Below are 25,751 nucleotides of genomic sequence, written 5' to 3'. Positions count from 1 at the left end.
AACCCGAAATTTTTTCGGGTTTAAAGTTTGATTTTTATGGAGAATTATCAGTTTCAGGAAGAACAATTGTAATTCCATATTTTGGAGCAGTTGCTAATATCCTGTCAATCAATTCTTGAGTTATAGGTAACGGTGGAACTGATGAATTCTCTACTTTAGTTCCGACTTGTGCAAAAAACTTTTCTATTCCACCTGGAGTAGCCCAAATCAGCATTTTAGCTGGTGCAGAACCAATATTTTTAAAACTATGGAGTTGACCTTTAGGAGAATGTAAGAAGGTTCCGGGAGTTGCTACAACTGTTTGTTCATCAAGATAAAACTCAATCGAACCTTCAAGAATGTAGAATGCTTCATCTTCTCGACTATGAATATGTGGCGGCGGGCCTAGTTGGGGTGCAAGTACTACTTCAAACAGTGCATACTTGCCATCAGTTTGTTCGCTCGTAGCTTTAAAGGTGGTTACATCGCCTGCTACTGAATAACTATCACCATCACCTAGTTGCGATAAGATCCCATGATTAATTGTCATTTTCATCATCTCCTAAGTTTTATGACAAACAGATTGCCCTGCTTGCACAAATAATTAAAATACAGCCTAGCCATGATTAAAAAGCCCAGTAATTAAGCTCCAATGCGCTACCCACTATTGTTTTCCGAAAATTAATTAGGATAATTATTTCATGCTAAAACTGATATTTACCGGAGGCTTCTATCTAAAGAATTAGTTGTTTTCTGCCTATGGGGTTGCCTAACAAGTACGAAAAAATCGTGCGTCGATTTGCTGCAAAATACTCCCCAATGTTGGACACGATTTGCGATAACACTATTCAATTGCATATTGCTTTCTCTTCCCTTTTTTGTATTTGCAGATAATCCATGAAATATTATTGTTAATTATGAATGGAACATGAATAGCGAACGGAGGCGGCAGATCGTGAACGACTGGAATTTACCCTGGGAAGGTGGATGCCGTTGCGGACAGATACGGTTTCAGGTAAGTGCCCCGCCTCTGCTGACGATGGCTTGCCACTGCACGGGTTGTCAGCGAATGACCGCTAGCGCTTTTTCTTTAAGCGTTGCGATTCCAAGCGTTGGGTTCTCAATACTGAAAGGTCAGCCGACCATCGGCGGTTTACACGGCGCGACCCGCCATTACTTCTGCCCGCACTGCATGAGTTGGATGTTTACTCACCCGGAAGGAATAGATGAGTTCGTCAACCTTCGTGCGACGATGCTGGACGATGCGTCATGGTTCACGCCTTTCATTGAAACTTGGACGAGGGAAAAGCTGCTATGGGCGACGACCTCTGCGGTTCATAGTTTCGAGACCCTGCCCAATTACGAAGACTATGCTCTCCTGATAGAAGAATACGCCAAGCAAGCGTCGAAACCTGCACGATGACGTATGATATCATGTCCGGTGAAAGACTTATCATTAAGAACGCAGGGGGCAGGGGGAAAGAGGGTTTTTTGGTTTTTGCACAGATGCAAGAATTATAACTAATTAGGCGAACATGATATCAGTCATCAACTCAAATGGTTGCAGTCAGGTTTGGGGAATTTTAGCCACAAAAGTCAATAAACTTTAACGTTGAACTGAAGCTTGCTTTGGCGGGGTTCCGTTCCAAGAGAAAGTAGGTTCGCCCTCGCAATAGCTCCATCTTGCTTCCCAGGGCATGGGAAAATTAGGAACCAGAAAGCGGATTGAAAATCGTCCCCAGGTGTTGCTCAACTTGCCTGACCCATCTTCTCGTGACGTATCACATTTGACATTGGAGTTACCAACCCAATAGCCATGATAAATTCCACGATTGCTCGTTACTCCAGCTAGCCCTTCAATGAAGATAGTTCCTCCTGGATAAGTCCATATAGCAGTTTTACCGCGATCGCTTTGATAAACCACCCTGCCATAGCCGCTATTCCACACTTCATCTGCAAGCGCAATTTTTGGCACAGCCGCCAAAACAAATACTGCACTGACAATTACTAGTTGCTGAAGCTTCATTGCACTCCTGATTTCTAGTAAGCGTATAACACTACACACAGATGATATCGCTTATGGTCATAAAACTAACAATATTTAGCTATTGACTTCTTCATCATGTTCAACCACCTCAGATTTATCTTGTAATGGCTTCACTACCCGTGCGATCGCTTCCTGAATAAAAGCTTTAATAAATTCATCTCTGCGATTAATTTGAAACTGTTTCTGCACAACTTCTGTCATTCCACCATCACCCCAATCTTGGTCATGACGAAAATATTCAATGAAACTTTTACCGGCAATTCGCGTTAAATAAGCTGCTGTCACGCCTTGAATTGCTCTACCAACCAGAAAGGTGGCAACATTGAGTTGCAAGGCTGTAGATAATAATTGAATTGCTCCTTTGACAATGCCCAAACTGGCGATGGTTTTCGCTAAAGAAAGAGCTAATTCTCGTCCCCGTTCCATATTCAATTCACAGCCATACACTCTACCAATTTCCACAACCATTTGAGCGTTGACTGCGGCTGTGGCCAATAAATCTACAACTGGTATTGGCGTGACTGATACCACACCAGCACCAATCCATTGAAACCGTTCTACGATTTTGTCAGCTTGACGGCGACGCTGCCCATCGATGAGTTTTCGCGCTTCGTCTCCCAATCGCAGAGATTGCAAAAGAATATTATCTGCTACTAAATCTTCACCTTCAGCACGTAAAACAGCAGCCGTGCGCCGCAGCAAAGGAACAATATCCGGTTCTGGCTGGAAGGTTTCGCCAGTTTCGAGTTGTGCAGGTTGGGGATTAGCAGCGATCGCTACCACATCATTAGTAGCAATAAATCCCCGTACCCGTTGACGCAATCTCGCAAGGATGGATTCTTTATCTTCATCTGTATATAAATCAGTTTTGTTGAGAACTAGAAGCGATCGCTTGCCAATTTCTGCCAACCCCCGCAACGGCTCATATTCTGAGCGTCGTAAGTCATTATCTACCACAAACAACAGTAAATCTGCTTCTGTCGCCAGTTCTCGCGCCATTTGTTCCCGTTCCGTTCCCGCCACTCCTGCTTCTAAAATCCCCGGCGTATCTGTAATTAAAATTTTGCGTTCTAATCCCTTCAACCGCAAACAATAGGTTTCTCCAACCTGAGTTGTACCCATCGGTGCATCCACCTGACCGACCATGCGTCCCATAATCGCATTAACTAGAGAAGTTTTACCAGCACTCCCCGTACCAAATACCACTACTTGAATTTCACCACGTGCGAGGTTGGCTTCAATCTCTCGCGATCGACTTAATAAAGCTTGACGTGTGACTTCATCTTGAATTTGCGCTACCTGTTGCCGCACAGCCTGGAGAGTTGTAGAAGCTGCGTCAGATTTAGCAGCCGGAATTTGTGCCGCAGTCGCTCGCTTCGGATTGCGACGCGATCGCTTTTCTCCCGATCTAATCACCAATACATAATAAACAAAAGCGGCAACCAAGGCTCCAATCAGGAGAATCAGCAGCAACAGCAGTAAATTGCCTAGCAACGGCGAATAGGATAATTGCCAATAGAGGCGTGAGAGGGAATCAATTAGCCATAGGGCTAGCCCCAAAATGACGATCAGACCGACAATCAGCGTTACTAGGCGTGACAGAGGCATGGCTGGGAAAAATTAGTGAATATTCAGTAGGCAGATGCTTCTAATCTTAATAGTTTCAGCATTTTTTACCAGAGTAGGAGATTTGCAAAGAATAAATTACTCAAAAAAATTACGAGAGCAAGCTTAAATAGGAGCGAAGTTAATTCAGTTATTTACTATCTTCCCAATACACAGTTATATCAAGTCCGCCAAATTACCCATAATAAAAGAACCCCACCCCCAGCCCCTCCCGAAGAGCGGGGAGGGGAGACAAAGCACAGCTTTGGCGGGGTGGGGTTCTTCGGGTTTAATAAGCAATCAAGCGGACATGATATTAAAGCAACTGTTGCATCATCAATTGTGCAAATAGCCCTGATTGATTTGCTAGTTCAACAAAACTACCCTGCTGCACTACTTTGCCATTTGCAAGTACGTAAATTCGGTCAGCGTTTTGAATAGTACTGAGGCGATGAGCGATCGCAACCCTAGTTACTTTTAATTGTTGTAAACTTTCACTGACAATTGCCTGGGTTCTGTTATCTAAAGCGCTAGTCGCTTCATCGAATAGCAAAATCCGGGGTTTCAACACCAACGCCCTAGCAATCAACAACCGTTGTCGTTGTCCACCAGAAAGATTACTACCTCCCTCACTGACGATTGTATGCATCTGCATCGGCATTGCTGCAAGATCATCTGCAAAACCTGCCATCTGGGCTGCTGCCCAAGCTTCGTCCATCGTCACCAAGGCACCACTGGCAATATTCTCGAAAATAGAGGCTGACATCAACCGACTATTTTGCAGTACCACACCCAATTGACGGCGTACAGCATGGACATCCAAAGAAGTTAAGTCTTGCCCGTCGTAGTAAATCGTGCCAGATTTGGCAAATTCAAACCCCAAAAGCAACCTCAATAAAGTTGATTTACCGCTACCAGAAGGCCCAACAATGGCAATAAATTCTCCTGGTTCAGCACGAATGTTGACATTATCCAGCGTCAAGGGCCCATCATCGCGATAGCGGAAAGTTACCCGATCTACAACTAATTTGCCCGATAACCTACCCGGATCTGCTTGAGCAGAACTAATTTCCGGTTCAGCTTGCAAAATTGGTTGGGCCCGTTGCCACAAGGGTAAAACTTGCAAAACTTCCACAACTGTGCTGCTTAAGCTAGTGGCTCCGTTAATAAACGTGCCAAAAGCAACGTTGAATGCTAAGAAAGTGCCAGTGGATAAACCACCTCCTCCAGGAGTTTGAGATTGCCCAATTAAGCTAGTAGCAAACCAGAAGAGGGCAGCAGTGGTTAACACAGGTAATACTTGATTGATTACGGCGAGGCTATCTTCAATGCCTTGGGTACTCAGCATTAATTTTAGTTGATGCGTATACTGTTTACCCCAGTAAGCAAAGGCGCGGGTTTCAGCTTTGGCGATTCGGAGTTTGGCAACTCCATTAATTAACTGCACCATTACGCCAAAGATTTGTCCTTGTAGCTCTAGTAATGGGCGAACTTTACGGACAATAAGACTACCAGAGATGATAGTGACGGCAATATTTACCAGTGCCACTGCACAAGCTATGAGAGCTAAGGAAACATTATAGTAAAATAACAATCCCAGATTCAATAAGGAAAACAAACTGGAGAAGATTGTTTTTAAGACTGTGTTACCCAGTCGCTGGCGAATTTGAGTAATAGCCGTGACTCTAGAATCCAAGTCACCAACTGAGTAAGAGCGAAAAAAGGAAACCTTCAAGTTTAACAATCGATCCCAGACTGCGGCTTGGGTGGAGGAATCGGCAAAAGTTTCTAGCCTAATGGTGGCAAACCCAAGGGCTAGTTGAAACAGCGTTCCGCCAAAGGCAGCAGCCACCAAACCAACAGCAATTTGGCTCAACAAGCCTCGATCGGCATCTGGGATTGCTTTGTCGATTAGGATAGCCGTAGCTTGAGGTGTCAGCATTCCTAACAGACTGATGGTAATTCCCATTACTAAAACTATAATTAGTTCTTTGTAATGTCCTTGGAGAGCAAACTGAAGTAAATCAAAAGTTTTCAGTTTTTTATCGGGTAAAGGTCGATAGAATGCGTAGGCAGTCTTAGCTAGGGCTGCTGCTATGTTGGCATCGACAGAGATAGGCGTTTGTTCTCCAGGAACGTAGAGTTTGTAATGTGTATCAGACACTGGTAATAGTGCCACTGGCAGTTTATCGACAAGCGTAAATGCCAACATCGCCCCGCAATCCTTTTGCCACCAGTTCTCCCGCAACTGAATTCGTCGCAAGCGGATACGCGAAGCACGGGCGATCGCTTCTACAGGATCTTGGACTCGATTAGAATCTTCTGAGGCAGCTGGCGGACGAATCTTAATTCCTAATGCTCGTCCCACAGCACCAGCAGCAATTAGTAAGGCTTGATTTGGGTCAGTTGCATCAAGACTACTATTGAATCCTATATTATTTAGTCTGTCTGACTTTGGCTGTGGCAATACAAATGCTAATTCTGCTAACGTCTCTTGCATCACTTGGCTTTCAAGACGTTCTCTGGCTTGAAATCTCAGTAATTCTGCATCCATCTCCTGCCGTTGCAGCAGGTTAATGCAGTGAAGGAAGTAAGTTTGTAGTTGGGACAAACCACCTAACAAGCAATCGATATCTTCTATGTCTGCGGTGTTAACACTTTTCAACTCCACAGTGTTATCTGCTTGCAACCACATATTTTCAGCCAAAGGCAACATTCCAGAGGCAGAAGTTAACGGCAGTTCTGCAAACCCCATCCATCTAGCCCGCCCTTGGATAATTTGCACCCACGATATTTGATGCGGCTGGAAGATTTGGTCTTCGACTAAGGAGAACTGGCGGATTTTTGGCAGCGATGTTGGTATCGTTGGCGTAGCGATCCCAGCAAGTACCGAACCTAATTGATAAATCCAGCGTTCTATCAGAGTTACTACTTCTCTATTAGCGTCAGCAAACAACTGGTTAAAGTCTGCTCTCGATACTTTGAGAATTTCTGTCTCCTCAAGCGATACTGCTAAAACCTCTTGCTGCTTACCCTTTAAACTTGGTGCGATCGCAAACATTGCCTGTCCGGCTGTGCTACTAAATAAATAGCGACGAGTGCCTTCGGGAATGCCATCATTAACTGCGATCGCAAATAGCGCCAAGTAACCAGATTTTACTAGCCAAATTGTCTCCGGGTCATCTAGCAGTAGCGATTCATTGCATTGAAAACGATAGTGTTGTCCTTTGAGATTTGCAAACGATAAGAGGGATGAGGAAGACAAGGGAGTAATTTCTTCCCCTACTCCTCTGCTCCCCTGCCTCCCCTGCTCCCCTGCTCCCCTGCTCCCCTGCTCCCCCGCCTCTTCTGTTTCTTCACTGCGAATCAATTGTAAATACGGCCCTTCAACTTGCTGCAATTGTGCATGGCTTCCCCGTTGGACTATCTTGCCGCGATCGAGGACAATAATTTCATCACAATCTCGGATAGTCGAGAGTCGATGCGCCACGATGATACAAGTGCAACCGCGCAACCGCAGATTACGACTGACGTTCTTTTCTGTTTCGGCATCCAGGGCGCTAGTGGCTTCATCCATAATCAGGATACTGGGATTATTCACCAAAGCACGGGCAATTTCAAGCCGTTGTCGCTGACCACCACTCAAATTAGTAGCACCTTCCAAAAGGTCAGCATGATAGCCTCCTGGCAGTGAAAGGATGACATCGTGAAGCGCTGCGTCTTGACAAGCTCGGACGAGATGACTCTCAGGTATGGTAGTATCCCAAAGCGTCAAGTTGTCTCTGACGCTGCCAGCAAATAACAAAATCTCTTGCTCGACGACAGAAATAGAATTGGCTAGTATCTGGCGAGAAATTTGCTCTCTGGGTTTGCCGTCGAATCGAATTTCTCCCTGCCACGGTTCGTACAGCCCACATAAAAGTTTGGCAACAGTAGACTTACCAGAACCACTCCCACCCACCAAGGCAACTCGCTGCCCTGGCTGGAGCAAAAGATTAAAATTTTCAATCAACGGCGGGGCAATTTGGCTATAGCCAAATGTCACATTGCATAATTCAATATACCCCTGGAGTTTGGGCAGAGTGTAAGGAGATAAGAGAGACAAAGACGACAAGGAAATATTTTCTTCCCCTGCTTCCCCTGCTCCCCCTGCCCCCCTGCCCCCCTGCTCCCCTGCTCCCCTGCCTCTTTCCTGCAACTGCCGATCAATGGGGTTACGTAAGACATCATCAAGGCGAGTCAGATTACCTTCCATCTCTTGGAGTTCGCTTCCCAGGCTGATGAGATTACTTACTGGGGCGAAAAATCTTTGCATCATGCCGAGAAAAGCTATTAACATACCGATGCTCAAGGCTCCATCCATGACTCGCAAACCGCCTACAGCTAAAAGCAGCATAGAAGCGATCGCTGACAGAAAAGATGGTAAAACACCTATTGTCTGGTTTGTTTCCTCTAATTCCTGCTGGGTGTTGATAGCTTTGGCATAGTGACCCGCCCAGCGAGAGAAGAAATCTGACTCTAACCCAGATGCTTTTAGCGTCTCCATACTCTGAAGACCAGAAATTTCTACGCCGCGAACTTTTCCCTGTTCTTGGATGAGTTTGATATTGGCATCTGTGCGCCGCCGTCTCACCCACTGCAAGGCGGCAAGGTTGATCGCGACAAAGGCGATCGCAATTAAAGTTAGTACAACATCATATTGCAGCATCACTACTACATATATAAATACTGATACTGTTGCGATCGCTGTAGTCGCTAATTCACCCGAAAGCATATTAGCGATGCTGTCGTTGAGTTCCATACGGCTACTGATTTCCCCAGCATACCGTTGATCGTAAAAACTCATGGGTAGGCGTAAAATGTGCCAGAGATACCGACTCTCCATACCCACGGACAACTTAATTTTCATTTGACGCAAAAACTGCAACTGTAGCAGCGTCAAAAATCCACTGAGTCCGGCTGTGAAGATCATGCCTAAAATTAAGGGACGTAACCACTCATACCGATGCTCAATCAATACATTGTCTACAAATACCTGGGAAAATGCAGGTAGCGCCAGTCCCGGAATTACTAACAAAAATCCTGCCAGCACGCAGTAAAGTAATGCGCCAATGGAGCCTCGCAACCGCGACCACAAAGCTAAGATTGTACTAGGCTTGCGTCCTTTGCGTTGAAACTCCGAACCAGGCTCTAGAACTAGCACCACACCCGTGTAAGCGCCACTGAATTCTTCCAAGGAGACGATGCGCCGTCCAGTAGCAGGGTCATTGAGATAAACTCGCTGTTTGCCGATTCCCTCTACTACTAAAAAATGGTTAAAGTTCCAAAATACAATGTAGGGAAATTTTAACTGCGACAAGCCAGCTAAGTTGGTTTTAAAGCTTTTAGCGTTGAGTCGATAATTTCTGGCAGCCTTCAAGATATTTAAGGCACTAACTCCATCCCGCGAGACACCGCACGCTTGCCTCAGTTCTGTTAGTGGGACAATGCGATTGTAATAACCGAGAATAATTCCCAAAGCAGCAGCGCCGCATTCTACTACCTCCATTTGCAGCAGAGTAGGAGTATGACACCGCTTGTTTTTTGGCAAGCGCCCTAATATATTTTGCAGATTTCGCCAGAACATAAAAATATTTTTTAAAACTTGGATTTTGGCTTAAATTAAGCGTTTAAACGTAAATTTTTAGCTATTTTTCAACATGACTAAAATTGCTGTATTACACTACTTTTCCCTTCGGAAGTCTTGATTGTATTGATGAAGCCAAATTAATAGACCTCTTGCAAAAATCCTTGAATCATCCCTCCCCAACCCTCCCCTTGTTAAGGGGAGGGAGCAAGACTTCAAGTTTCCCCCCTTTATAAGGGGGGATTAAGGGGGGTCGATTCGACTTATGCAAGAGGTCTAATAAGTAAAAAGGTATATTGCTTTCTCATTTTGCTTAAATGCTTTCTCATTTCAGTAGATTTAGCAAGCAAAAAGGCATATTGCTTTCTCATTTTGCCTAAATGCTTTCTCATTTGGGTAGATTCAGCAAGCAAAAAGGCATATTGCTTTCTCATTTCAGTAAATCGCGTACTCATTTGGGTAGATTCAGCAAGCAAAAAGGCATATTGCTTTCTCATTTCAGTAGATCGCGTATTCATTTTAGTGTTTTCCGCAAATAATTAGATACATTGTTTTCTCCGTACCATAAAAGGCATTCTTATTTAAGTGATTTCCGCACTCTAGTACAGCCTCAAGGTTGATTCGATCGGTAAAATTTTTAATAATTTCTTCCTCATTCCTCTTATCGCCAATATCACGAAATGCCACTCCAGGATCTCAGAATCGGCAGGACAAAAGTAATTGGGGCGCGTTCTTCCACAGTGACTTGTACTGAAGTGGTAGTTCCAGAAGTGACTTTCATCTGTGGCCCTTGGGAAGAAGACCATTTGTAGGCGCTGAAGGTCGAATTGTCTGGTTGCAGTCGTGCAGTAATTAGCATCTGTGGCCCTTGTGACATCAAAGCTTCCACGAATTCGGAATTGCCGACTACACTTAATGCACCTTCTTTAGTCACGGGAAAGGCTGAGACTTCTGTGACAGCACCGATGATGCCACCAAAGCGTTCGCGTTGCACTGTGCTAGGTGTGACTTGTAACTTCATCCCTGGTTGAATTTGCTTACCATTACCAACGGGAAAAAATGCCACACTCACAGGTTGAGCCGATCGCTTTTGTGCAGCGATCGCTCCTATGGGTGTACCCTGTAAAACAACCTGTCCGGGACTTGCGGAGATTTCTAAAATTCGTCCAGAGTAACTGCTCTTGACTAAGCTGTTGCTTGATAGTTGCAGTGCTAATTGAACAATATTTCGCTGGACTTCCTGGATTTCTTTTTTGCGGTTGGTTACACTTTCTAAGTCTTGTTGCGCCGCAGTCGCTTCTTTGCTATCTAGTTGCTTTAATTGCGCTTCCAAATCTTTAATTGAGTTCAAATTCTCTAGGTATTGTCGTTGAGCATCTGCTTCCTTGACATCCAGTTGCTTGAGTTGCGATTCGGCTTCATTAATTTGTGTCACAGCATTTAAGTAGTCTTGCTGTGACTGTAAGACTGTATCGCCAGAAATTGCTCCCTCTTTTAATAGCTGCTGGCGGTTGGTCAATCTCTGTTTGAAGGTAGGTAAGAGATCCCGCAGTGCTTGTAAGCTTTGGGTTTGATTGGCGCGATCGCGTTGAATCGAATTTAGCCCTTTCTCTTTTAAAATCGGGGTGAGTTTCTGTACCGCCTGGAGGTTTTGCTGCAAAGATTGGCGTTGCTGTTTAATCGCTTCTTTGTCTGCCTTTTGCCGCTGTCCTTGGACTAAGTTAGCAGCGCTATCTTCTGTTTGTAGTTGCCCTAATTTAGAGCGTACTAATTGTAGCTGTTTCATCAGTTCGCTTTGGTCTAGCGTCGCCAGCACATCTCCTCTATTTACATAGTCGCCAACCCGGACATTGATTGTTCGCAATTTACCTGCGATCGGTGACTGGAATGAAGTAATTGTACTGGGATAGACTATTATTCCAGTACCCGTTACTGTAATTGGGATTCGACCTAAAAAACTCCAAGTCAGCCCCGCTGCCACCAACGAACCAACAGCAACTAGAGGTAGCCACTTTTTCGGGCTGACTACCTGCATAATTTGATCTAGTTCTTCCGGCGAAGAAGCACGCTCTAAAGCTTCTTTGCGGAATAAGTCGCTTTTTTGATTAACCACTATAAATCATCCCAATTTGCATTGCATTCAGAAGGAATTGGGTATTAGGCTGACAATTGAATAAAAAATTACCTTCTATCTTTAGCGGAAGGCGGATATGTTTTGTTTGCTTTGGCATACTAATAATTCAGATGCAAAAATCAACCTACCATCTGATGAAAGGTCGAAAGCTGAGAAAATCAAATTTTTTATTTTTAAATTTTGCGATTTTGCGTAGACGAAGAGTAACTTTTGTTAAAGTAACGATTTTGAAATCTTTATATGAAAACATTGACGGGTGGGTAAGAAGTAAAGGATAATAATGATTGGTCGCTTACCTTTTGACCTTTCGTTGTTATCCGGCTTACACCCGCCAATGTTCGTGTAACGTTGTAAAGGATTGTGATGCCAATAATAGCCAGACCACTATGTTATAAGATGTCTGTAGCTTATTCGTAAGGGTCGTTTGTAGTCCTTTGTCAGTTGTTCGTAGCAATTGGCAAAGGATTACTGTTTAATAACTGTCCTAACGAAATAATGCATAGCTTTCATGCTTACTAGCTTAGTGCTGTTTTGATTTGTAACGATGATACAAATCATACATATAGAAATTTTTGGCAATACAAACCGTTAAGGTGACTTTTGTTGAGGTGATAACTCAACATGAGCGTGCTATGGAGATAACCTAGTACCTATTAGTACTAGAAGCGCACGCGGTCTTTGCTATTATCAATCCCTTGATTTGATTTTTGAGTAATATAAACATTTCCTCCAATTGCTACTCCGACAGCAATTTGAACATTTGATTGTACGTTCCCACCATTGGCTTTAACACCAATTTTAGTCTTGGCATCGATATCGACACTTCCGCGTCCGCCGACAATTCCACTGATTTCTTCATCAGCTAATTCGGTCATAACTGCGAGTGTTTCTTGTTCAAGTGTTACAACTGACACAAAAATTCCTTCCTTGTACAAAATGGTTTTGGAATAGTGAAATAGTAACTCAACATGAGCGTACTATGGAGATAACCTAGTACCTATTAGTACTAGAAGTACACACGGTCTCTGCTATTATCAATCTCTTGATTTGAGTTTTGATAAATCTTAACATCTCCTCCGCCAATTGCCGATCCGCTACCAACTTGAACATTTGATTGTACGTTCTTACCTCTGGCATTAACGCCAACTTTATTTTTGGTATCGATATCTATTCCGCGTCCACCGCCGACAATTCCACTGATTTCTTCATCAGCTAATTCGGTCATAACTGCGAGTGTTTCTTGTTCAAGTGTTACAACTGACATAAAAATTCCTTCCTTGTACAAAATGGTTTTGGAACAGTGAAATAGTAACTCAACATGAGCCTACTATGTAGTGGAAATAACCTAGTACCTATTAGTACTAGAAGTACACACGGTCTCTGCTATTATCAATACTTTGATTTGAATTTTGATAAATCTTAACATTTCCTCCGCCAATTGCCGATCCGCTACCAACTTGAACATTTGATTGTACGTTCTTACCTCTGGCATTAACGCCAACTTGATTTTTGGTATCGATATCTATTCCGCGTCCACCGCCGACAATTCCACTGATTTCTTCATCAGCTAATTCGGTCATAACTGCGAGTGTTTCTTGTTCAAGTGTTACAACTGACATAAAAATTCCTTCCTTGTACAAAATGGTTTTGGAATAGTGAAATCAAGATTTCACTTAACCAATTAATAAAAATATTTAGATGCTTAAAATAATAAGTATCTATAAATTTTTACAATCAAATATGTTGTTAAGATGCACTAGTATAATGTGCTTAACGACAATTTGTTATTGGTTTTGTTTTGGATTTCACTATGTTTAAACAATACAGGTTTTTCAAAATATTTTATATAAAGAAATGATGAAGTTAGTAGAAAAATTCTTAAAGATTAGTCTTTTAAGAAATATCAAATATCGGTATTAATGAAATTAAAAAAAGGTAGGATAAGTCAAAGGTTTATCTAAAAATAAGGTTTTTTAAAGTAACTATATGTATCACAAATTCTTGCTTTATAAGCAAAAAATAACATCTTAAATTATTCATAAAATAATATCCCCAACTTATAAATAAGTTGGGGATACGTACCTTCAATTGGGTACATAAACCGTGAATTTAGTTTGAGTTACTGTGAATGCTAAATGGCTGAAGTCACTGTTGAATCTATTGTTTGTGCAACTCCATTTATCAGTGTGAATCTTCTTCTTGTGCGTGTTCTTTGCTTAGTTTTCGTATTCACAATGTCCTGATTGGAGTCTTGAATAACAGCATCAGTACCATCAGTTGAAGTCGCATTTATCTGTGATGAAAAATCTAAAACAATACTAATACCTCCCACTATTCCTTTTAATTCGCCATCTATCAGTTCCTCGACAATAACTTTTCGATTACAGGTGGATTGAAAACTCACTTGATTGATAGTAGTCATAAATTTCTCCAGAAGTATGCAGACATGTTGTGTCTGAGATGTATTTACAAATAGCAGCTTATTTAATAATTTGTCAACAGATTATAAAAAATATCTTACTTTTCCTAACTAACTTACTTTTCTCATTTTTTAATTTTCACTTCTCTAATTTTTTCTAGTTTTATTACTAATATTTCTAGAATACACAAGCTTCATATTAAGATTTTTCATCAAAAAAGATTGTCGTATAGTATTTACCATCCGACAAACATGAATTATCAATAAAAGCTATAAAAACATTTGTTCGATGTTTGCCAAACTACTGCTAATGTTGGCAACATCACGCATCTTTATTACGGCATTGAACCGCTAAAATCTCAAATCTTCAATGTCAATTCCAACTTCAGACTTCTGGCAAAAATCAATTTTTTGTGAACACAGAAGTGATATGATAAAAGTCAGGAGTTAGAATACTCTGACTCCTGACTAAAGCTCAATTACCCTAAAGCTACGCTCCCCCTGAAAGCTGTCCTGTAAAAATATCGAGAATTACGCCCAAGTTTTTGACTAAATTGCCCGTTGGATCAAGTAGACTTGTGAATAATCCTCCTCCCACTACTCCGTCTAATTCTTCTTCATTAATTTCTTCCAAAATAGCTTCTTGATTTGTGAGTTGTGTCAATTCATTAACGTTAGTCATAATTTTCTCCAAAAAAAAGTGCGTAGGCATTTGTGCCTTGGATGTACTTATAAATATCAATTTTTATAAAAGCTTGTCAACGGTTTTTATAAAACATCCTACTTTTCCTACTTTTCCTCTTTTTCCTACTTTTCCTACTTTTAAAACCCACTTTTCTTACTTTTCTTCCTAGCATTTTTAAGATGTCCAACACCTGATAAAACACATAGTTTCATACCAAAGGAAGATGTTTTATATAATATTTTGCCTGTTTAGTCGATCTGCTTTGAGTTTTTATGTAAAACGGTAGATTTACAAACAAAAGTTTGTACAGTTTATTTACATGGAGCATAGAAAAATAAATATAGCTTATATCAAAAGACTGATTTTTTAGTTTTCAATTAGTAATTTAGTATTGTTTGGCAGAGGATGCAGGGAAGGAATTTTGTCAGGTGCTAAATCATCCCGCTTTCTCTGCAATGCCAAAAATTGCAACAATGTCAGAATCGGTCTAGATCAATTCAGGCAATATTTGAATATGCAGACTATTACCAAAAAGTCAATAAATAAATCTTGGGCTGGTGCGATCGCAGAACCAGCAAAAGAATTTCCCCTTACTCAACTGTCAATTATTTCTGGTAAAATTCCAGATGGCTTGCGTGGCACTCTTTACCGCAATGGCCCCGCACGGCTAGAACGCGGTGGTAATCGCGTTGGACACTGGTTTGATGGAGATGGGGCAATTCTCGGCATCCATTTCACAGATGCAGGAGCTAGCGGAGTCTATCGCTATGTGCAAACAGCAGAATATCAAGCTGAAACTCAAGCAGATAGGTTTCTTTATGGTGTCTATGGGATGCATCCGCCTGGGCCCATCTGGAAGCGCTGGGGGCAACAGATCAAGAATGCAGCAAATACCTCAGTGTTGGCTTTACCTGATAAATTGTTGGCTTTATGGGAAGCAACCAATCCTTATGCCCTTGATTTGCAAACTTTAGAAACGAAGGGATTGGATGATTTAGGCGCTTTGGATAACGGATTACCTTATTCTGCTCATTACAAGCGCGATTTCCAAACAGGCGAGATTTTTAACTTTGGAATCAGTATCGGCAGTTCCGTACAACTGAATCTCTACAAAAGCGATGCTACTGGCAAAATTATCCAAAAAACTGCTTTTAAGCTAGATCGCTACTCGATAATGCATGATTTTGTTTTAACTCAAAGGTATCTGGTGTTTTTTATGCCACCGATGCGGATGAAAATGCTGTCACTTTTGCTAGGTGTGACTACCTTTAGTGAATCTCTGTTGTGGGAACCTCAATTAGGAACCCAGGTGTTAATCTTCGATCGCGAAAATTTATCCTTAGTTAGTCGTGGCGAAACCGATCCTTGGTTCAATTGGCATTTTGGCAATGGTTGTGAAGATAAAGACGGTTCCGTGGTTCTAGACATGGTGCGATATGCAGATTTTCACCAAACTAATGAATATCTCAGAGAATTTGCAAGTGGTGAGACGCACACAGTTACTAGAGGAACATTGTGGCAAGTTCGCCTCAATCCCCAAACTGGTAAAGTTATAGAAATGCAGGAAGTTGTCAACCGCAAGTGTGAATTTCCTGTAGTGCAGCGATCGCAAGTTGGACAACCTTGGCGCTATACTTATGTATCATTAATGCCCCAAAGAGGGGATATAGACAAAGAATTGTTCAGTGCGATCGCCCGCTTCGACTACAAAACTGAAACCCTCACCGAAGCAGACTTAGGAGAAAACCGCTATCCTTCAGAACCCATCTATGCCCAAGATGTCCAAAACTCCGAGCAAGGCTGGGTGCTAACTGTTGTATACGATGCTAATACTCATAGTAGTGAAGTTTGGGTATTTGATAGCGATCGCCTCGATGCAGAACCCGTTTGCAAACTAGGATTACCTAGCGTCATTCCCCACAGCTTCCACGGCACTTGGAAGCCAGCTTAACAATTTGGGGAATGAAGCAGGGGAATAGGGGAGTAATGAGTTATGAGTTATGAGTTATGAGTTATGAGTTGGAGCAGGGGGACAAGGAGGAATTATTGAACAAGTCTCTCCCAAGTCTTCCCCCTCTTCCTTGTCTACCTTAGTCTCTTCTTCATACCCAATTCCCAATGCTCAATACCCAATCCCCAATCCCCAATGCCCAATGCCCAATGCCCAATGCCCAATTCACCTAATCTTTGATAATTGCTAAGTGTAAAAACGTAGTATCCTACATATTGGTATCTAAAAATAAGTCCAAAATCATGAGGAGAAACCGAATAGCATTACTACTTAGCGGAGTGATTGTCAGCTTTGGACTGTCATCATTGTTAGCTCAAGCACAACAAAAGGTTTCTGATGCCCAAGTCGCGGCAATGGTAGAGGCGCTACGACTAGCTGCACCGCAGACCGGCACCGCAAATGATGGACTTTACAGTGAATGGCAAGTTAAACCAGAAACCTTAAAAGGCTGGTCGAAATATTGTCTTAAACAAGAACTAACACCAACGCAGTTTGAAAATAGTCCCGCCAAAGCACGCCAAGTTGTATCTTGCATCACGCGCCGTGAGTTTAACAAGCAATTTCTCGCCAACAGTAATAATGAAACCGCTGCTGTGCGTGGCGTCGGTTGTTGGTGGATGACTGGCAACTATACAGGCTGCAACAGCGGATTTACTGCTACATATCTTCAAAAAGTTGTCGGTTTTTACCAGCAGCAGCGTTCAAAACCAAAAACTACTCCATAGACATCACCAAATTAATCGTCGCGATTTGGTATAAAAATATGAGTGAAAAAGAATGTAGAGACGTAGCACTGGTACGTCTCTACAAGGGTTATGGATAATGCAATATTTAATTTCACCAAATATATAATGATTAAGCGATCGCAATTAAGTAAACGTGAGTTCGACAAGCCTTTTTTGACCTTTCCAAAACCCTAATTTCTCGTTGCTCCTCCCTTTCCCCGTGGGAGAGAGAGGTTGTCCGGGAGAGGTTCATCGAACTTACGTTAAGTAAAATCAACCTCTATGCGTCTATGTTGACTTTAATACAAAGTTTTAGTCTTAACCTATCCGTATTGAGTTATATCTAAACAAGGGATTGTTTGAACTTTGCCAATGCTGTTAGAATGCCTCAATGTCAAAAAAGCAACATTTATTAAACAAAAAACTCGGTTGGTCTTTGGATGAGCGAGATCCAAAGTTCATAGAATCTCTGATGCCCCTAGTTGGCTTTTTCTATCGGTACTATTTCCAAGTTCAAACTAGTGGCTGGGAGAATATTCCACCCCAGCAAAAAGTTTTGTTTGTTGGCTCGCACAATGGTGGACTCGCAGCCCCAGATATGGTGATGATGATGTACGACTGGTTCCGAAGATTTGGTGTAGAAAAACCAGTTTATGGTTTGATGCATCCCAAAGTTTGGCAGGTTAGCCCACCACTAGCGCAATTAGTCGCCAAGGCTGGAGCAATCATTGCTCATCCAAAAATGGCTTACGCTGCCTTACGCTCTGGAGCGAGTCTGCTAGTTTATCCCGGTGGAGCCGAAGATATCTTCCGACCGAATTATTTACGTAATAAAATCTACTTAGCTGGGCGACAAGGATTTATCAAGTTAGCGTTACGGGAAAATGTGCCGATTGTGCCTGTGATTTCTTGGGGCGCTCACGATACACTTATTGTTATCGCTGACTGCTACAAAGTTGCGCGGCAACTCCACGAATGGGGAATGCCTTGGCTATTAGGTATCGACCCAGAAGTTTTTCCAATCTATCTCGGACTGCCTTGGGGATTAGCAATTGGCCCGTTGCCCAATATCCCATTACCAGTGCCCATGTATACGCGGGTTTGTCCGCCAATTGTATTTGAACGCTACGGTCGTGAAGCAGCTAGCGATCGCCATTATGTCAATGAATGTTATGAATTAGTTGTTAGTCAAATGCAACAAGAGTTAAATAACTTAATAAAGCTAACTGCTCAGACCAATTCTCTTTAAATAGTTATGAGTTAAAAGTTTTGAATCTTTAATCGATCGCTCCTAACTCTTGTACAGACAAGGGTTAATCGCGTCTCTACTCCTAACCGCCGCTGACTGGTGGAATCAACACAACCTCATCTCCATCTTGTAGTAAGGTATCTGGTTCGACAAATATCAAATTAATCCCAAAACGGGTTATATCGCGCCATTGGGAGAGTTCAGGGCGTTCAGCTATGAGGCGATCGCATACTGCTTTGACTGGCATACTATTAGGAAATTCCAGCACTAATTCCGAAACCCTAAAGGCTTCTTGATAAACAGCGAACAGTTTGACGGTAACGGTGATTACAGATTTAGACATAGAACATATTTTCCTACACCCTAAACCTGCAACCCTGCCCTGACGAGCTTTCAGCTTTTCTTAGTGCCATTCTATTCAGCATTGAGGATTTTTGGTACTTTGAAAAATTCGCCTTCCTGTTCGGGCGCACTGTTGAGAATACTTTCCCGGTCAGGATAGGGTTGCAATTCATCCTCTCGTGTGATGTTGCTGACATCAATTGCGCGTGTTGTTGGCAGTACATTACTGACATCAAGTTCATTCAATTGTTCGATATAGTCCAGAATACTTCCCAACTGAGTAGTGAATTGTTCCTCTTCTTCTGGAGTCAATTCTAAACGAGCAAGATTGGCTACTTTGTGAACTTGTTCTTGGTCAATCATAAATTGTCATTTGTCATTGGTCATTTGTCATTTGTCATTGGTCATTAGTCCTTAGCAAATGACAAAGAACTAATGACTAATGACTAAAAGAATACGTCAATTTGCGATCGCCCGGTGGTTTTTAGCCAGTTTTGAGCTTCGATGTAGTTATTGGGAGCCATGCGAATAGCACGAATCCAATAGTCTGCTGCTTGGTCAAAAAGTGCTTCGCCAGCCTCGTTATCTCCAGCTTCTTTTTCTTTTTCGCCTTGGTAGTGATAAATCACAGCGATGTTATTCAAGGCTTGGGGCATACGTGGGTTCAACTCAATTGCCTTGTGATATAGTTCTAAAGCCTTGTTGTGGTCGCCATTGCTGGCATAAATTAGCCCCATATTGTAGAGTATATAGCCGCGATCGTTGGTATCTTCCTCTAGTGTTAGAGCTTCTTCATAGTATTCCAATGCCTCAGCATATTCCCCTTCCGCTTGGGCTGACATCCCATCTCGATAATAAACAAACGCTTCTTTAGCTTTTTTGTTAGTTGGCAGGATCTTCAGAATGATATCCGCCATCACAGTAAAGGATTTGTCAATAAAATTATCGTTCTTTTGTGTTCTTGGCATATTTCTCTCTGGGTATTGGGCATTGGGGATTGGGCATGGGGCATTGGGAAAACGCTTTTTTATCCCCTTGTCTGCTTGTCTCCCCAATTCCATAGTTCACTCAATAGTTAATTTAACTGATTTGCGGGGGCGTTCTTCTCACTGAGGGGTACGATACATTCTGAAGTATTATGTCGAGAGTTGTTTACCAAGGTGCTAACTGGATATGCAATCATTGCTGGCGCTGGATAAGGACGCAATAGCTGCTGTAGGGTTTGGGCCGTTTCCACTTGGGAATCTAGCCATAAATCGTAATCTTGTGGCTCCAGAATTACTGGCATCCGCTCGTGGATGGGTTGGAGTAATTCGTTAGCTGCCGTTGTCAAAATTGTACAAGAAATTATTTCTTCGTTAGCAGGCGATCGCCATCTTTCCCACAAACCTGCAAAACCGAAGGGTTGCCCATCTTGGAGACGAAAATAAAATGGCTGCTTCTTACCTTGTTGGCGTTGCCACTCATAAAAGCCATCAGCTAGCACTAAACAGCGTCTGTGCTTAAAAGCCGAACGAAAAGCAGGTTTTTCAGCAACAGTTTCTGCCCTAGCATTAATCAGCTTTGCTCCCATTCCTGCATCTTTCGCCCATGACGGAATTAATCCCCAATGCAACTGCTTAAATTCTCGCTTTTTGTTTTCGGGATTTTGTAACACTGTCGCCACCATTTGCGTAGGCGCAATGTTATATTCCGCTGCCAAATCGGGAACTGACTCGACATGGAAAACTTCAGACAATCCTGCTGCCGAATAGTTTAGAGTAAATCTTCCACACATAGTTTTCTTTTCGACCATTAACTAAATTAAACATCTCAAACTAGAAATAAATAACATTTTTTTATTTTCTTGAATAATTTCCTGTAGTACGTTCAGAACCTAAATACAAAAAAAATATCCGGTTTTGGGAAAATCTTTTGGTAAAATATTGTATTTTGAACCTTTACTTCTCAACATATTCCTAACTGTATTTTAACATGGAACTACTGCATCTGTACGATTTTTTACCTTCTGGTCATGGTTATAAGATACGTCTTTTATTGACACAACTAGGTATGCCTTTTGAGAGGATAGAGCTTAACATCTTGAAAGGCGAGACTCGAACACCAGAATTTTTAAGTAAAAATCCTAACGGTAAGATACCTGTTCTGGAAATCGAGCCAGGGAAATATTTGGCAGAATCAAATGCTATATTGGTTTATCTAAGTGAAGGTACAGAGTTTTTACCTTATGACCGTTTTTTACGAGCGCAGGTGCTGCAATGGTTATGTTTTGAACAATATAGCCATGAGCCTTTTATTGCTACATCAAGATTTTGGATTTCTATTTTAGGTAAAACTGAAGAATACAGTGAAGCTATCAAACAAAAACGCGAACCAGGCTATGCAGCACTTAACTTGATGGATAAACACTTAACTTCTCAAGATTTTTTTGTCGGAGAACGTTATACGATAGCTGATATTGCTTTGTTCGCCTATACTCATGTAGCTGATGAAGGTGGGTTTGATTTAACACAATATCCTGCTATCCAAGCTTGGATAGAAAGAGTCAAAACTCAACCAAGGTATATCAGTATTACAAAGGCATAAAAATTAGATGAGAGCAAGTTACTATCTCTCGTTTCTTGTCTTTAGTAGAGAATGTCCTGGGTGGAATGTAGATCGCATTCAGAAAGCAGAAAAGTCTTCACAAAAGATATTATTAAGCAACAGTTAGGTATTCGGATCGATTTCCATCAGCTTTTGCCGAGAGGAGAAACCTAACTTAATTCTGATATGAGACTTGGGTACATCAAATTTATCTGCTAGTAGTTTAATTAACTCTTCGTTAGCCTTACCATCAACTGGGGGCGATTTTAAATAAACAGTCAGACTACCATCAGGTTGTTCTTCAATTTTTTGCTGTTTTGAATTAGGTTTAACCTTGACTTTTTTTTGCATAACTTATTTTGTGTAATTGTCGCAGCCATAACCAGCCTAAAACAGAACCCAATACATAATGAGGAAAATCCCACCAAACAAAAGTCGTACCAAGTAACAATTTACCTATCAAGGTGGCGCGCATTTGCTCTAATAGTGGCGGATGCCAAAGTTGCAAGAATTCTAGTATACAGGTGATGACAAAAACCCATATAGGAATTTGGATTACTGCCGCCCAACTTCTGAAAAACCAAAATGCGAACAGACACCAAAATATTTCGTAAAATACAGCTGCTCCGTAGTCATTAAACCAGTGATGAGCAGGGCCGTTATAATACTTAAACAAAAATCCCATCGGTACAACGATGAGTACAGAAATAATAATAAATATTGTTTGCTTACGGTATCGGAGCATTTCTATAGACTAGAGACTATCCAAAATTTTAGCAGCGGAACGACTAGAAGTCTCCTCTGGTTACTAAGGAAGAAAATATAAGTAAGATTTGGTTAGGGTCTGAATCCACATTCAAATTTTCAAGAGTCCAACTACCAAAAACCGCAGCGATCGCTAATTTCCAAAAAGCATATAAAATTTTTGTAAAGCTCAAGTGTTATTAAGGATAAAAATCTTCTGGATATATATATCAATTTAACTTATATTTTTTAAAAAAAATTGCTTTAATAGATATTTTTTTGCAATTAAACATAATAGTTCTTTAACAAAAAAAAGATATTGAAACCTAACTTAATGATAAAGCCCATAAAGCTACAAAGCTGACAACATTAACCAAATAATTCAGTAGATTGTAAAAAATCTTTAATTTAAGGTTTAGAAACACATATTAATATATTATGAGTTATTTTTATTAAGTATTTTTAAGATTTTATGAAGAACTTTATGTAACCTTGTACTTCATGATAATTAAATAATTACAGTATGGGTTCAAAAAGTTGGAAAAAACCAAAATATTTGACCTAATTACTTAATCATTTGCGTAGTCAAGTAATGGATTGTCAGGAAATAAATTATCTGATTTTGTAGAGTAGGTGTTTCACTCGCAACTAAGGGCTGGCTTTTCAGGTCAGCCTACAGTAAGTAGTTGGATATTTTTTCTTGAGAAGTTCCTAACTAAATAGTTAATGTTTTTTAACATAAGATTACGCAAATGACAAGTAATCTACATTGAACTGATAAATAGTTCTTTGATTGATGCTGAACTTACATATTTAGTGAGAAATTTAGGAGAGATAATATGGCTTTCGGTACTACAAATCCTGACACGATAAATGGGAGTTCGGGAAATGACACCATAGTTGGTTGGGCTAATGGTGGTAACGCCAATACTGCCTCCGGTAACGATATCTTGAATGGCTTGGCTGGTAACGATTCCCTCGCAGGTGGCACGGCGAATGACAGTCTTAGCGGCGGAGATGGCAATGACACACTTGATGGGGGTACAGGAAACGATACTCTAAAAGGTGGTGCAGGCAGTGATACCTTCAAAGGCAGTCGGGGTAACGACAACATTGATGGCGGAGATGGCATTGATACCGCAGACTATAGTCAACTAGGTCAAACCATTACCTTATCAGGTGTTGGAACCATTCAAAAAGGTGGGGGATTGGAAAAAGACCTACTCTTTAAAGTAGAAAGAGTTATTGCTAATCCTAATGTTGCCAACAACACTATAGATGCATCCGAATCTTTGGCTGGGGTATCTATCGCCGTTAACCTACAAACCCAAAGTTTAGCCGCCAATAACGTTCCTGGTTTAGGAACATTGTCATTTACCGCAGTTAACTTTGATAATGTCATCGGCACAAATGCAAATGACACCATTACTGGTGACAATCAAAATAACCAATTATCCGGTAATAATGGCAATGATACACTTGATGGGGGCACAGGAAACGACACTCTAAAAGGTGATGCAGGCAGTGATACCTTCAAAGCCAGTCAGGGTAACGACAACATTGATGGCGGAGATGGCATTGATACCGCAGACTACAGTCAACTAGGTCAAACCATTACCTTATCAGGTGTTGGAACCATTCAAAAAGCTGGAGGATTGGGACAAGACCTACTCTTTAAAGTAGAAAGGGTTATTGCTAATGCTAATGTTGCCAACAACACCATCGATGCATCCCAATCTTTAGCTGGAGTATCTATCGCCGTTAACCTGCAAAGCCGAAGTTTGACTGCTAATAACGTTCCTGGTTTGGGAACATTGTCATTTACCGCAGTCAACTTTGATAATGTCATCGGCACAAATGCAAATGACAACATTGTTGGCGATAACCAAAATAATCAATTATCCGGTAATAATGGCGATGACACACTGAATGGTGGTATAGGAAATGATACTTTAAAAGGTGGTACAGGTGACGATAGTTACTTTTTTGACACTACTCTTGATATCATTACAGAGGCTGCGAATTCAGGCATAGATACCGTCCGGTCTTCTGTAAGCTACACATTAGGAGCCAATCTGGAGAATCTGAGGCTGAGAGAAGGTGGCAACCTTACCGGGATAGGTAACAGTCTTAACAACTTTCTTTTTGGTAATACTTCTAATAACACTCTAAATGCAAGAGTAGGCGATGATACGCTAGACGGTAGTAATGGCGACGATATTCTCAATGGTGAGGACGGCAATGATAGCCTACAAGGCGGGCCGGGCAATGATATCCTCAATGGGGGATCTGGAAATGATATCCTCATCGGTACTTTTCCTGGTAGTCCGCTTCCACCTGGATTAGGGGAAATTGATAACTTGACTGGCGGGGCCGGGGCAGATAGATTTATCCTGGGGGACGCTGAAAACGTTTTCTACGACGATAACAATACTACGAATCCTGGTTTTGGAGACTTGGCTTTTATTACTGACTTCAACTCTAGCCAAGACCGAATTGAACTCAACGGATTTTCACAAGATTACCGCTTGCAAGTTGTTGGAAGTAACACACGAATATTCTTAGACAAACTGGGAGCAGAGCAAGATGAAATCATCGGTATTGTGCAGGGGGTAGTGGGTCTCACACTTGATAGTGACAACTTCACTTTTCTATAAGCGGAAAAATACTGGATAAAGTACAAACAATACACTTGCCAGTCCTGAAGAATTAGGTTGCTTATCATCAGGCTCAAACATTAATCCTTCAGCCCAGATTGCCACAGTTCAACCAGGGGACGATCCCAATTCGACTTTAGACTTCTTGGCATTTGTCGGGAAAAGGGGAAGGGTTAAAGGGTAAAGGTATGGAATTTTCCCAAACCCAGTAACCTTTAACCTTTCTCCAATCGGAAAGCAAAAGCTACTTTTGCAAGATGTCTATTTACTATTGCTATTTGGGCATGAAAAAATAGCTACTACTAGCGTACTCTCTCTCAAAGAACCTTCTAATAATGTCCGTTGCAAACCTGATACTTTACTAACCTACAATCCTCGAAATAAAAAACCAATAATTAGACCAACTATTCCAGCAATCAAACCAGCACAAAAGAAGTAGAAAAACAATTCAAAACTTGCTTGAATATTTTGGGTATATCTGAAATAAAATATTGCCCAGATTGCTCCAAGCGTTCCTAAAATTCCTGTTGGAATCGTTACGATTGCTATGAGACTTTGAGTTTCCATTTATATATGTATAGTATTATGAGCCGTAAAAGTTTATAGTTAAACACATAACAAACATAAAAGACCGAAATTCGACAAAAATCCAAAAATACGCACGAATAGGATCTATAAATACGTACTTATCCAGAACGGATTATGAATAAAATCTGATGAAAATCAATCCTCCTAAAACTGCTCCTTCAATAATGCCTATAATCCAAAAAATTGAAATCCAAAGAAGCCAACTGGCGCTTTCAGAACTAAAAATGAAATCACCTGTAAATTCCTGAAATCCCGTCGAACCAACTAAATGACCAATAAAAGCACCAACTATTCCACCAAGCAATCCTCCCAAAAATGAGTAGAAAAATAACTTGAGAGTTACTTGAATATTTT

General features: G+C 41.4%; 25 protein-coding genes. 6 read left to right on the top strand and 19 right to left on the bottom strand.

The genetic code is table 11. The features are described 5' to 3' along the window. Positions 1–34 precede the first annotated feature (34 nt). Complete coding sequence (locus RMZ95_RS11340; protein ID WP_322684488.1) at positions 35–529, bottom strand: quercetin 2,3-dioxygenase; 495 nt, start codon at positions 527–529, stop codon at positions 35–37. 378 nt (positions 530–907) lie between these two features. On the opposite strand from RMZ95_RS11340, the gene RMZ95_RS11335 reads away from it, so the two are divergent. Further along, positions 908–1,402 (top strand): GFA family protein, encoded by a 495-nt coding sequence (locus RMZ95_RS11335; RefSeq protein ID WP_409882433.1) that lies wholly within the window; start codon positions 908–910, stop codon positions 1,400–1,402. 183 nt (positions 1,403–1,585) lie between these two features. Here RMZ95_RS11335 and RMZ95_RS11330 read toward each other — a convergent pair whose 3' ends face one another. The 10 genes from RMZ95_RS11330 to RMZ95_RS11285 form a co-directional block, all read right to left on the bottom strand. After that, on the bottom strand, positions 1,586–2,005 hold the full coding sequence (locus tag RMZ95_RS11330) for a hypothetical protein (protein ID WP_322684489.1): 420 nt from the start codon (positions 2,003–2,005) through the stop codon (positions 1,586–1,588). 75 nt (positions 2,006–2,080) lie between these two features. Then, positions 2,081–3,634 carry a GTP-binding protein gene (locus RMZ95_RS11325; RefSeq protein ID WP_322670488.1) on the bottom strand — a complete coding sequence of 518 codons (1,554 nt, stop codon included), beginning with the start codon at positions 3,632–3,634 and terminating at the stop codon, positions 2,081–2,083. A gap of 313 nt (positions 3,635–3,947) precedes the next feature. Beyond that, positions 3,948–9,257 (bottom strand): NHLP family bacteriocin export ABC transporter peptidase/permease/ATPase subunit, encoded by a 5,310-nt coding sequence (locus tag RMZ95_RS11320; protein WP_409882430.1) that lies wholly within the window; start codon positions 9,255–9,257, stop codon positions 3,948–3,950. A 263-nt stretch (positions 9,258–9,520) separates the two neighbouring features. Further along, positions 9,521–9,775, bottom strand: coding sequence for a hypothetical protein (locus RMZ95_RS11315; RefSeq protein WP_322684490.1), 255 nt, complete (start codon positions 9,773–9,775; stop codon positions 9,521–9,523). A gap of 155 nt (positions 9,776–9,930) precedes the next feature. Next, the gene (locus RMZ95_RS11310; protein WP_322684491.1) at positions 9,931–11,370 is read right to left on the bottom strand and encodes an NHLP bacteriocin system secretion protein; all 1,440 of its coding nucleotides are present in this window, start codon (positions 11,368–11,370) and stop codon (positions 9,931–9,933) included. Between the two features lie 680 nt (positions 11,371–12,050). Then, positions 12,051–12,305, bottom strand: a complete 255-nt coding sequence (locus tag RMZ95_RS11305) for a hypothetical protein (RefSeq protein ID WP_322684492.1) — start codon at positions 12,303–12,305, stop codon at positions 12,051–12,053. 92 nt (positions 12,306–12,397) lie between these two features. Beyond that, positions 12,398–12,655, bottom strand: a complete 258-nt coding sequence (locus RMZ95_RS11300) for a hypothetical protein (RefSeq protein WP_409882427.1) — start codon at positions 12,653–12,655, stop codon at positions 12,398–12,400. A gap of 97 nt (positions 12,656–12,752) precedes the next feature. Further along, on the bottom strand, positions 12,753–13,010 hold the full coding sequence (locus RMZ95_RS11295; protein WP_409882425.1) for a hypothetical protein: 258 nt from the start codon (positions 13,008–13,010) through the stop codon (positions 12,753–12,755). 512 nt (positions 13,011–13,522) lie between these two features. Next, positions 13,523–13,813 carry a hypothetical protein gene (locus RMZ95_RS11290; RefSeq protein ID WP_322684527.1) on the bottom strand — a complete coding sequence of 97 codons (291 nt, stop codon included), beginning with the start codon at positions 13,811–13,813 and terminating at the stop codon, positions 13,523–13,525. A gap of 487 nt (positions 13,814–14,300) precedes the next feature. After that, positions 14,301–14,492: a hypothetical protein gene (locus tag RMZ95_RS11285; protein ID WP_322684528.1), complete on the bottom strand. Its 192-nt coding sequence runs from the start codon at positions 14,490–14,492 to the stop codon at positions 14,301–14,303. Positions 14,493–15,009: 517 nt separating this feature from the next. Between RMZ95_RS11285 and RMZ95_RS11280 the strand changes: the two genes are divergently transcribed. The 3 genes from RMZ95_RS11280 (at position 15,010) to RMZ95_RS11270 (ending at position 18,480) form a co-directional block, all read left to right on the top strand. Next, positions 15,010–16,446: a carotenoid oxygenase family protein gene (locus tag RMZ95_RS11280; protein WP_322684529.1), complete on the top strand. Its 1,437-nt coding sequence runs from the start codon at positions 15,010–15,012 to the stop codon at positions 16,444–16,446. 302 nt (positions 16,447–16,748) lie between these two features. Further along, a complete protein-coding gene (locus tag RMZ95_RS11275; RefSeq protein WP_322684530.1) occupies positions 16,749–17,231 on the top strand; it encodes a hypothetical protein in 483 nt (160 codons plus the stop codon). Positions 17,232–17,622: 391 nt separating this feature from the next. After that, positions 17,623–18,480, top strand: coding sequence for a lysophospholipid acyltransferase family protein (locus tag RMZ95_RS11270; protein ID WP_322684531.1), 858 nt, complete (start codon positions 17,623–17,625; stop codon positions 18,478–18,480). An 82-nt stretch (positions 18,481–18,562) separates the two neighbouring features. On the opposite strand, the gene RMZ95_RS11265 is transcribed toward RMZ95_RS11270, so the two are convergent. The 4 genes from RMZ95_RS11265 to RMZ95_RS11250 all read right to left on the bottom strand — a co-directional run bounded on the left by RMZ95_RS11265 (position 18,563) and on the right by RMZ95_RS11250 (position 20,599). Further along, on the bottom strand, positions 18,563–18,823 hold the full coding sequence (locus tag RMZ95_RS11265; RefSeq protein ID WP_322684532.1) for a MoaD/ThiS family protein: 261 nt from the start codon (positions 18,821–18,823) through the stop codon (positions 18,563–18,565). A gap of 71 nt (positions 18,824–18,894) precedes the next feature. Further along, complete coding sequence (gene gatC / locus RMZ95_RS11260) at positions 18,895–19,185, bottom strand: Asp-tRNA(Asn)/Glu-tRNA(Gln) amidotransferase subunit GatC (protein ID WP_292856937.1); 291 nt, start codon at positions 19,183–19,185, stop codon at positions 18,895–18,897. Between the two features lie 83 nt (positions 19,186–19,268). Then, positions 19,269–19,790 (bottom strand): photosystem I assembly protein Ycf3, encoded by a 522-nt coding sequence (locus tag RMZ95_RS11255; protein WP_322670476.1) that lies wholly within the window; start codon positions 19,788–19,790, stop codon positions 19,269–19,271. Positions 19,791–19,897: 107 nt separating this feature from the next. After that, positions 19,898–20,599, bottom strand: a complete 702-nt coding sequence (locus RMZ95_RS11250; protein ID WP_322684624.1) for an SOS response-associated peptidase — start codon at positions 20,597–20,599, stop codon at positions 19,898–19,900. Positions 20,600–20,796: 197 nt separating this feature from the next. Here RMZ95_RS11250 and RMZ95_RS11245 point away from each other — a divergent pair, with 197 nt between their 5' ends. Continuing rightward, complete coding sequence (locus RMZ95_RS11245) at positions 20,797–21,408, top strand: glutathione S-transferase family protein (RefSeq protein WP_322684533.1); 612 nt, start codon at positions 20,797–20,799, stop codon at positions 21,406–21,408. Positions 21,409–21,531: 123 nt separating this feature from the next. On the opposite strand, the gene RMZ95_RS11240 is transcribed toward RMZ95_RS11245, so the two are convergent. Both RMZ95_RS11240 and RMZ95_RS11235 read right to left on the bottom strand, forming a co-directional pair. Further along, positions 21,532–21,759, bottom strand: a complete 228-nt coding sequence (locus tag RMZ95_RS11240) for a DUF167 domain-containing protein (protein WP_322684534.1) — start codon at positions 21,757–21,759, stop codon at positions 21,532–21,534. Further along, positions 21,737–22,153 carry a DUF2809 domain-containing protein gene (locus tag RMZ95_RS11235; RefSeq protein ID WP_322670472.1) on the bottom strand — a complete coding sequence of 139 codons (417 nt, stop codon included), beginning with the start codon at positions 22,151–22,153 and terminating at the stop codon, positions 21,737–21,739. The genes RMZ95_RS11240 and RMZ95_RS11235 overlap by 23 nt, the downstream gene beginning before the upstream one ends. Before the next feature lie 838 nt (positions 22,154–22,991). On the opposite strand from RMZ95_RS11235, the gene RMZ95_RS11230 reads away from it, so the two are divergent. Further along, positions 22,992–24,809, top strand: coding sequence for a calcium-binding protein (locus RMZ95_RS11230; RefSeq protein WP_322684535.1), 1,818 nt, complete (start codon positions 22,992–22,994; stop codon positions 24,807–24,809). A gap of 366 nt (positions 24,810–25,175) precedes the next feature. Here the strand turns inward: RMZ95_RS11230 and RMZ95_RS11225 are convergent, their stop codons facing one another. Then, complete coding sequence (locus tag RMZ95_RS11225; protein ID WP_322684536.1) at positions 25,176–25,376, bottom strand: hypothetical protein; 201 nt, start codon at positions 25,374–25,376, stop codon at positions 25,176–25,178. A 133-nt stretch (positions 25,377–25,509) separates the two neighbouring features. Beyond that, a partial coding sequence (locus RMZ95_RS11220; protein WP_409882419.1) for a hypothetical protein occupies positions 25,510–25,751 on the bottom strand: 242 nt, incomplete at its 5' end.

It is taken from the genome of Nostoc sp. DedQUE07 (genome assembly GCF_034530975.2).
GTDB lineage: Bacteria > Cyanobacteriota > Cyanobacteriia > Cyanobacteriales > Nostocaceae > Nostoc.
The sequence above is the reverse complement of the archived record's forward strand: the minus strand, read 5'-3'. Positions and strand labels throughout refer to the sequence as shown.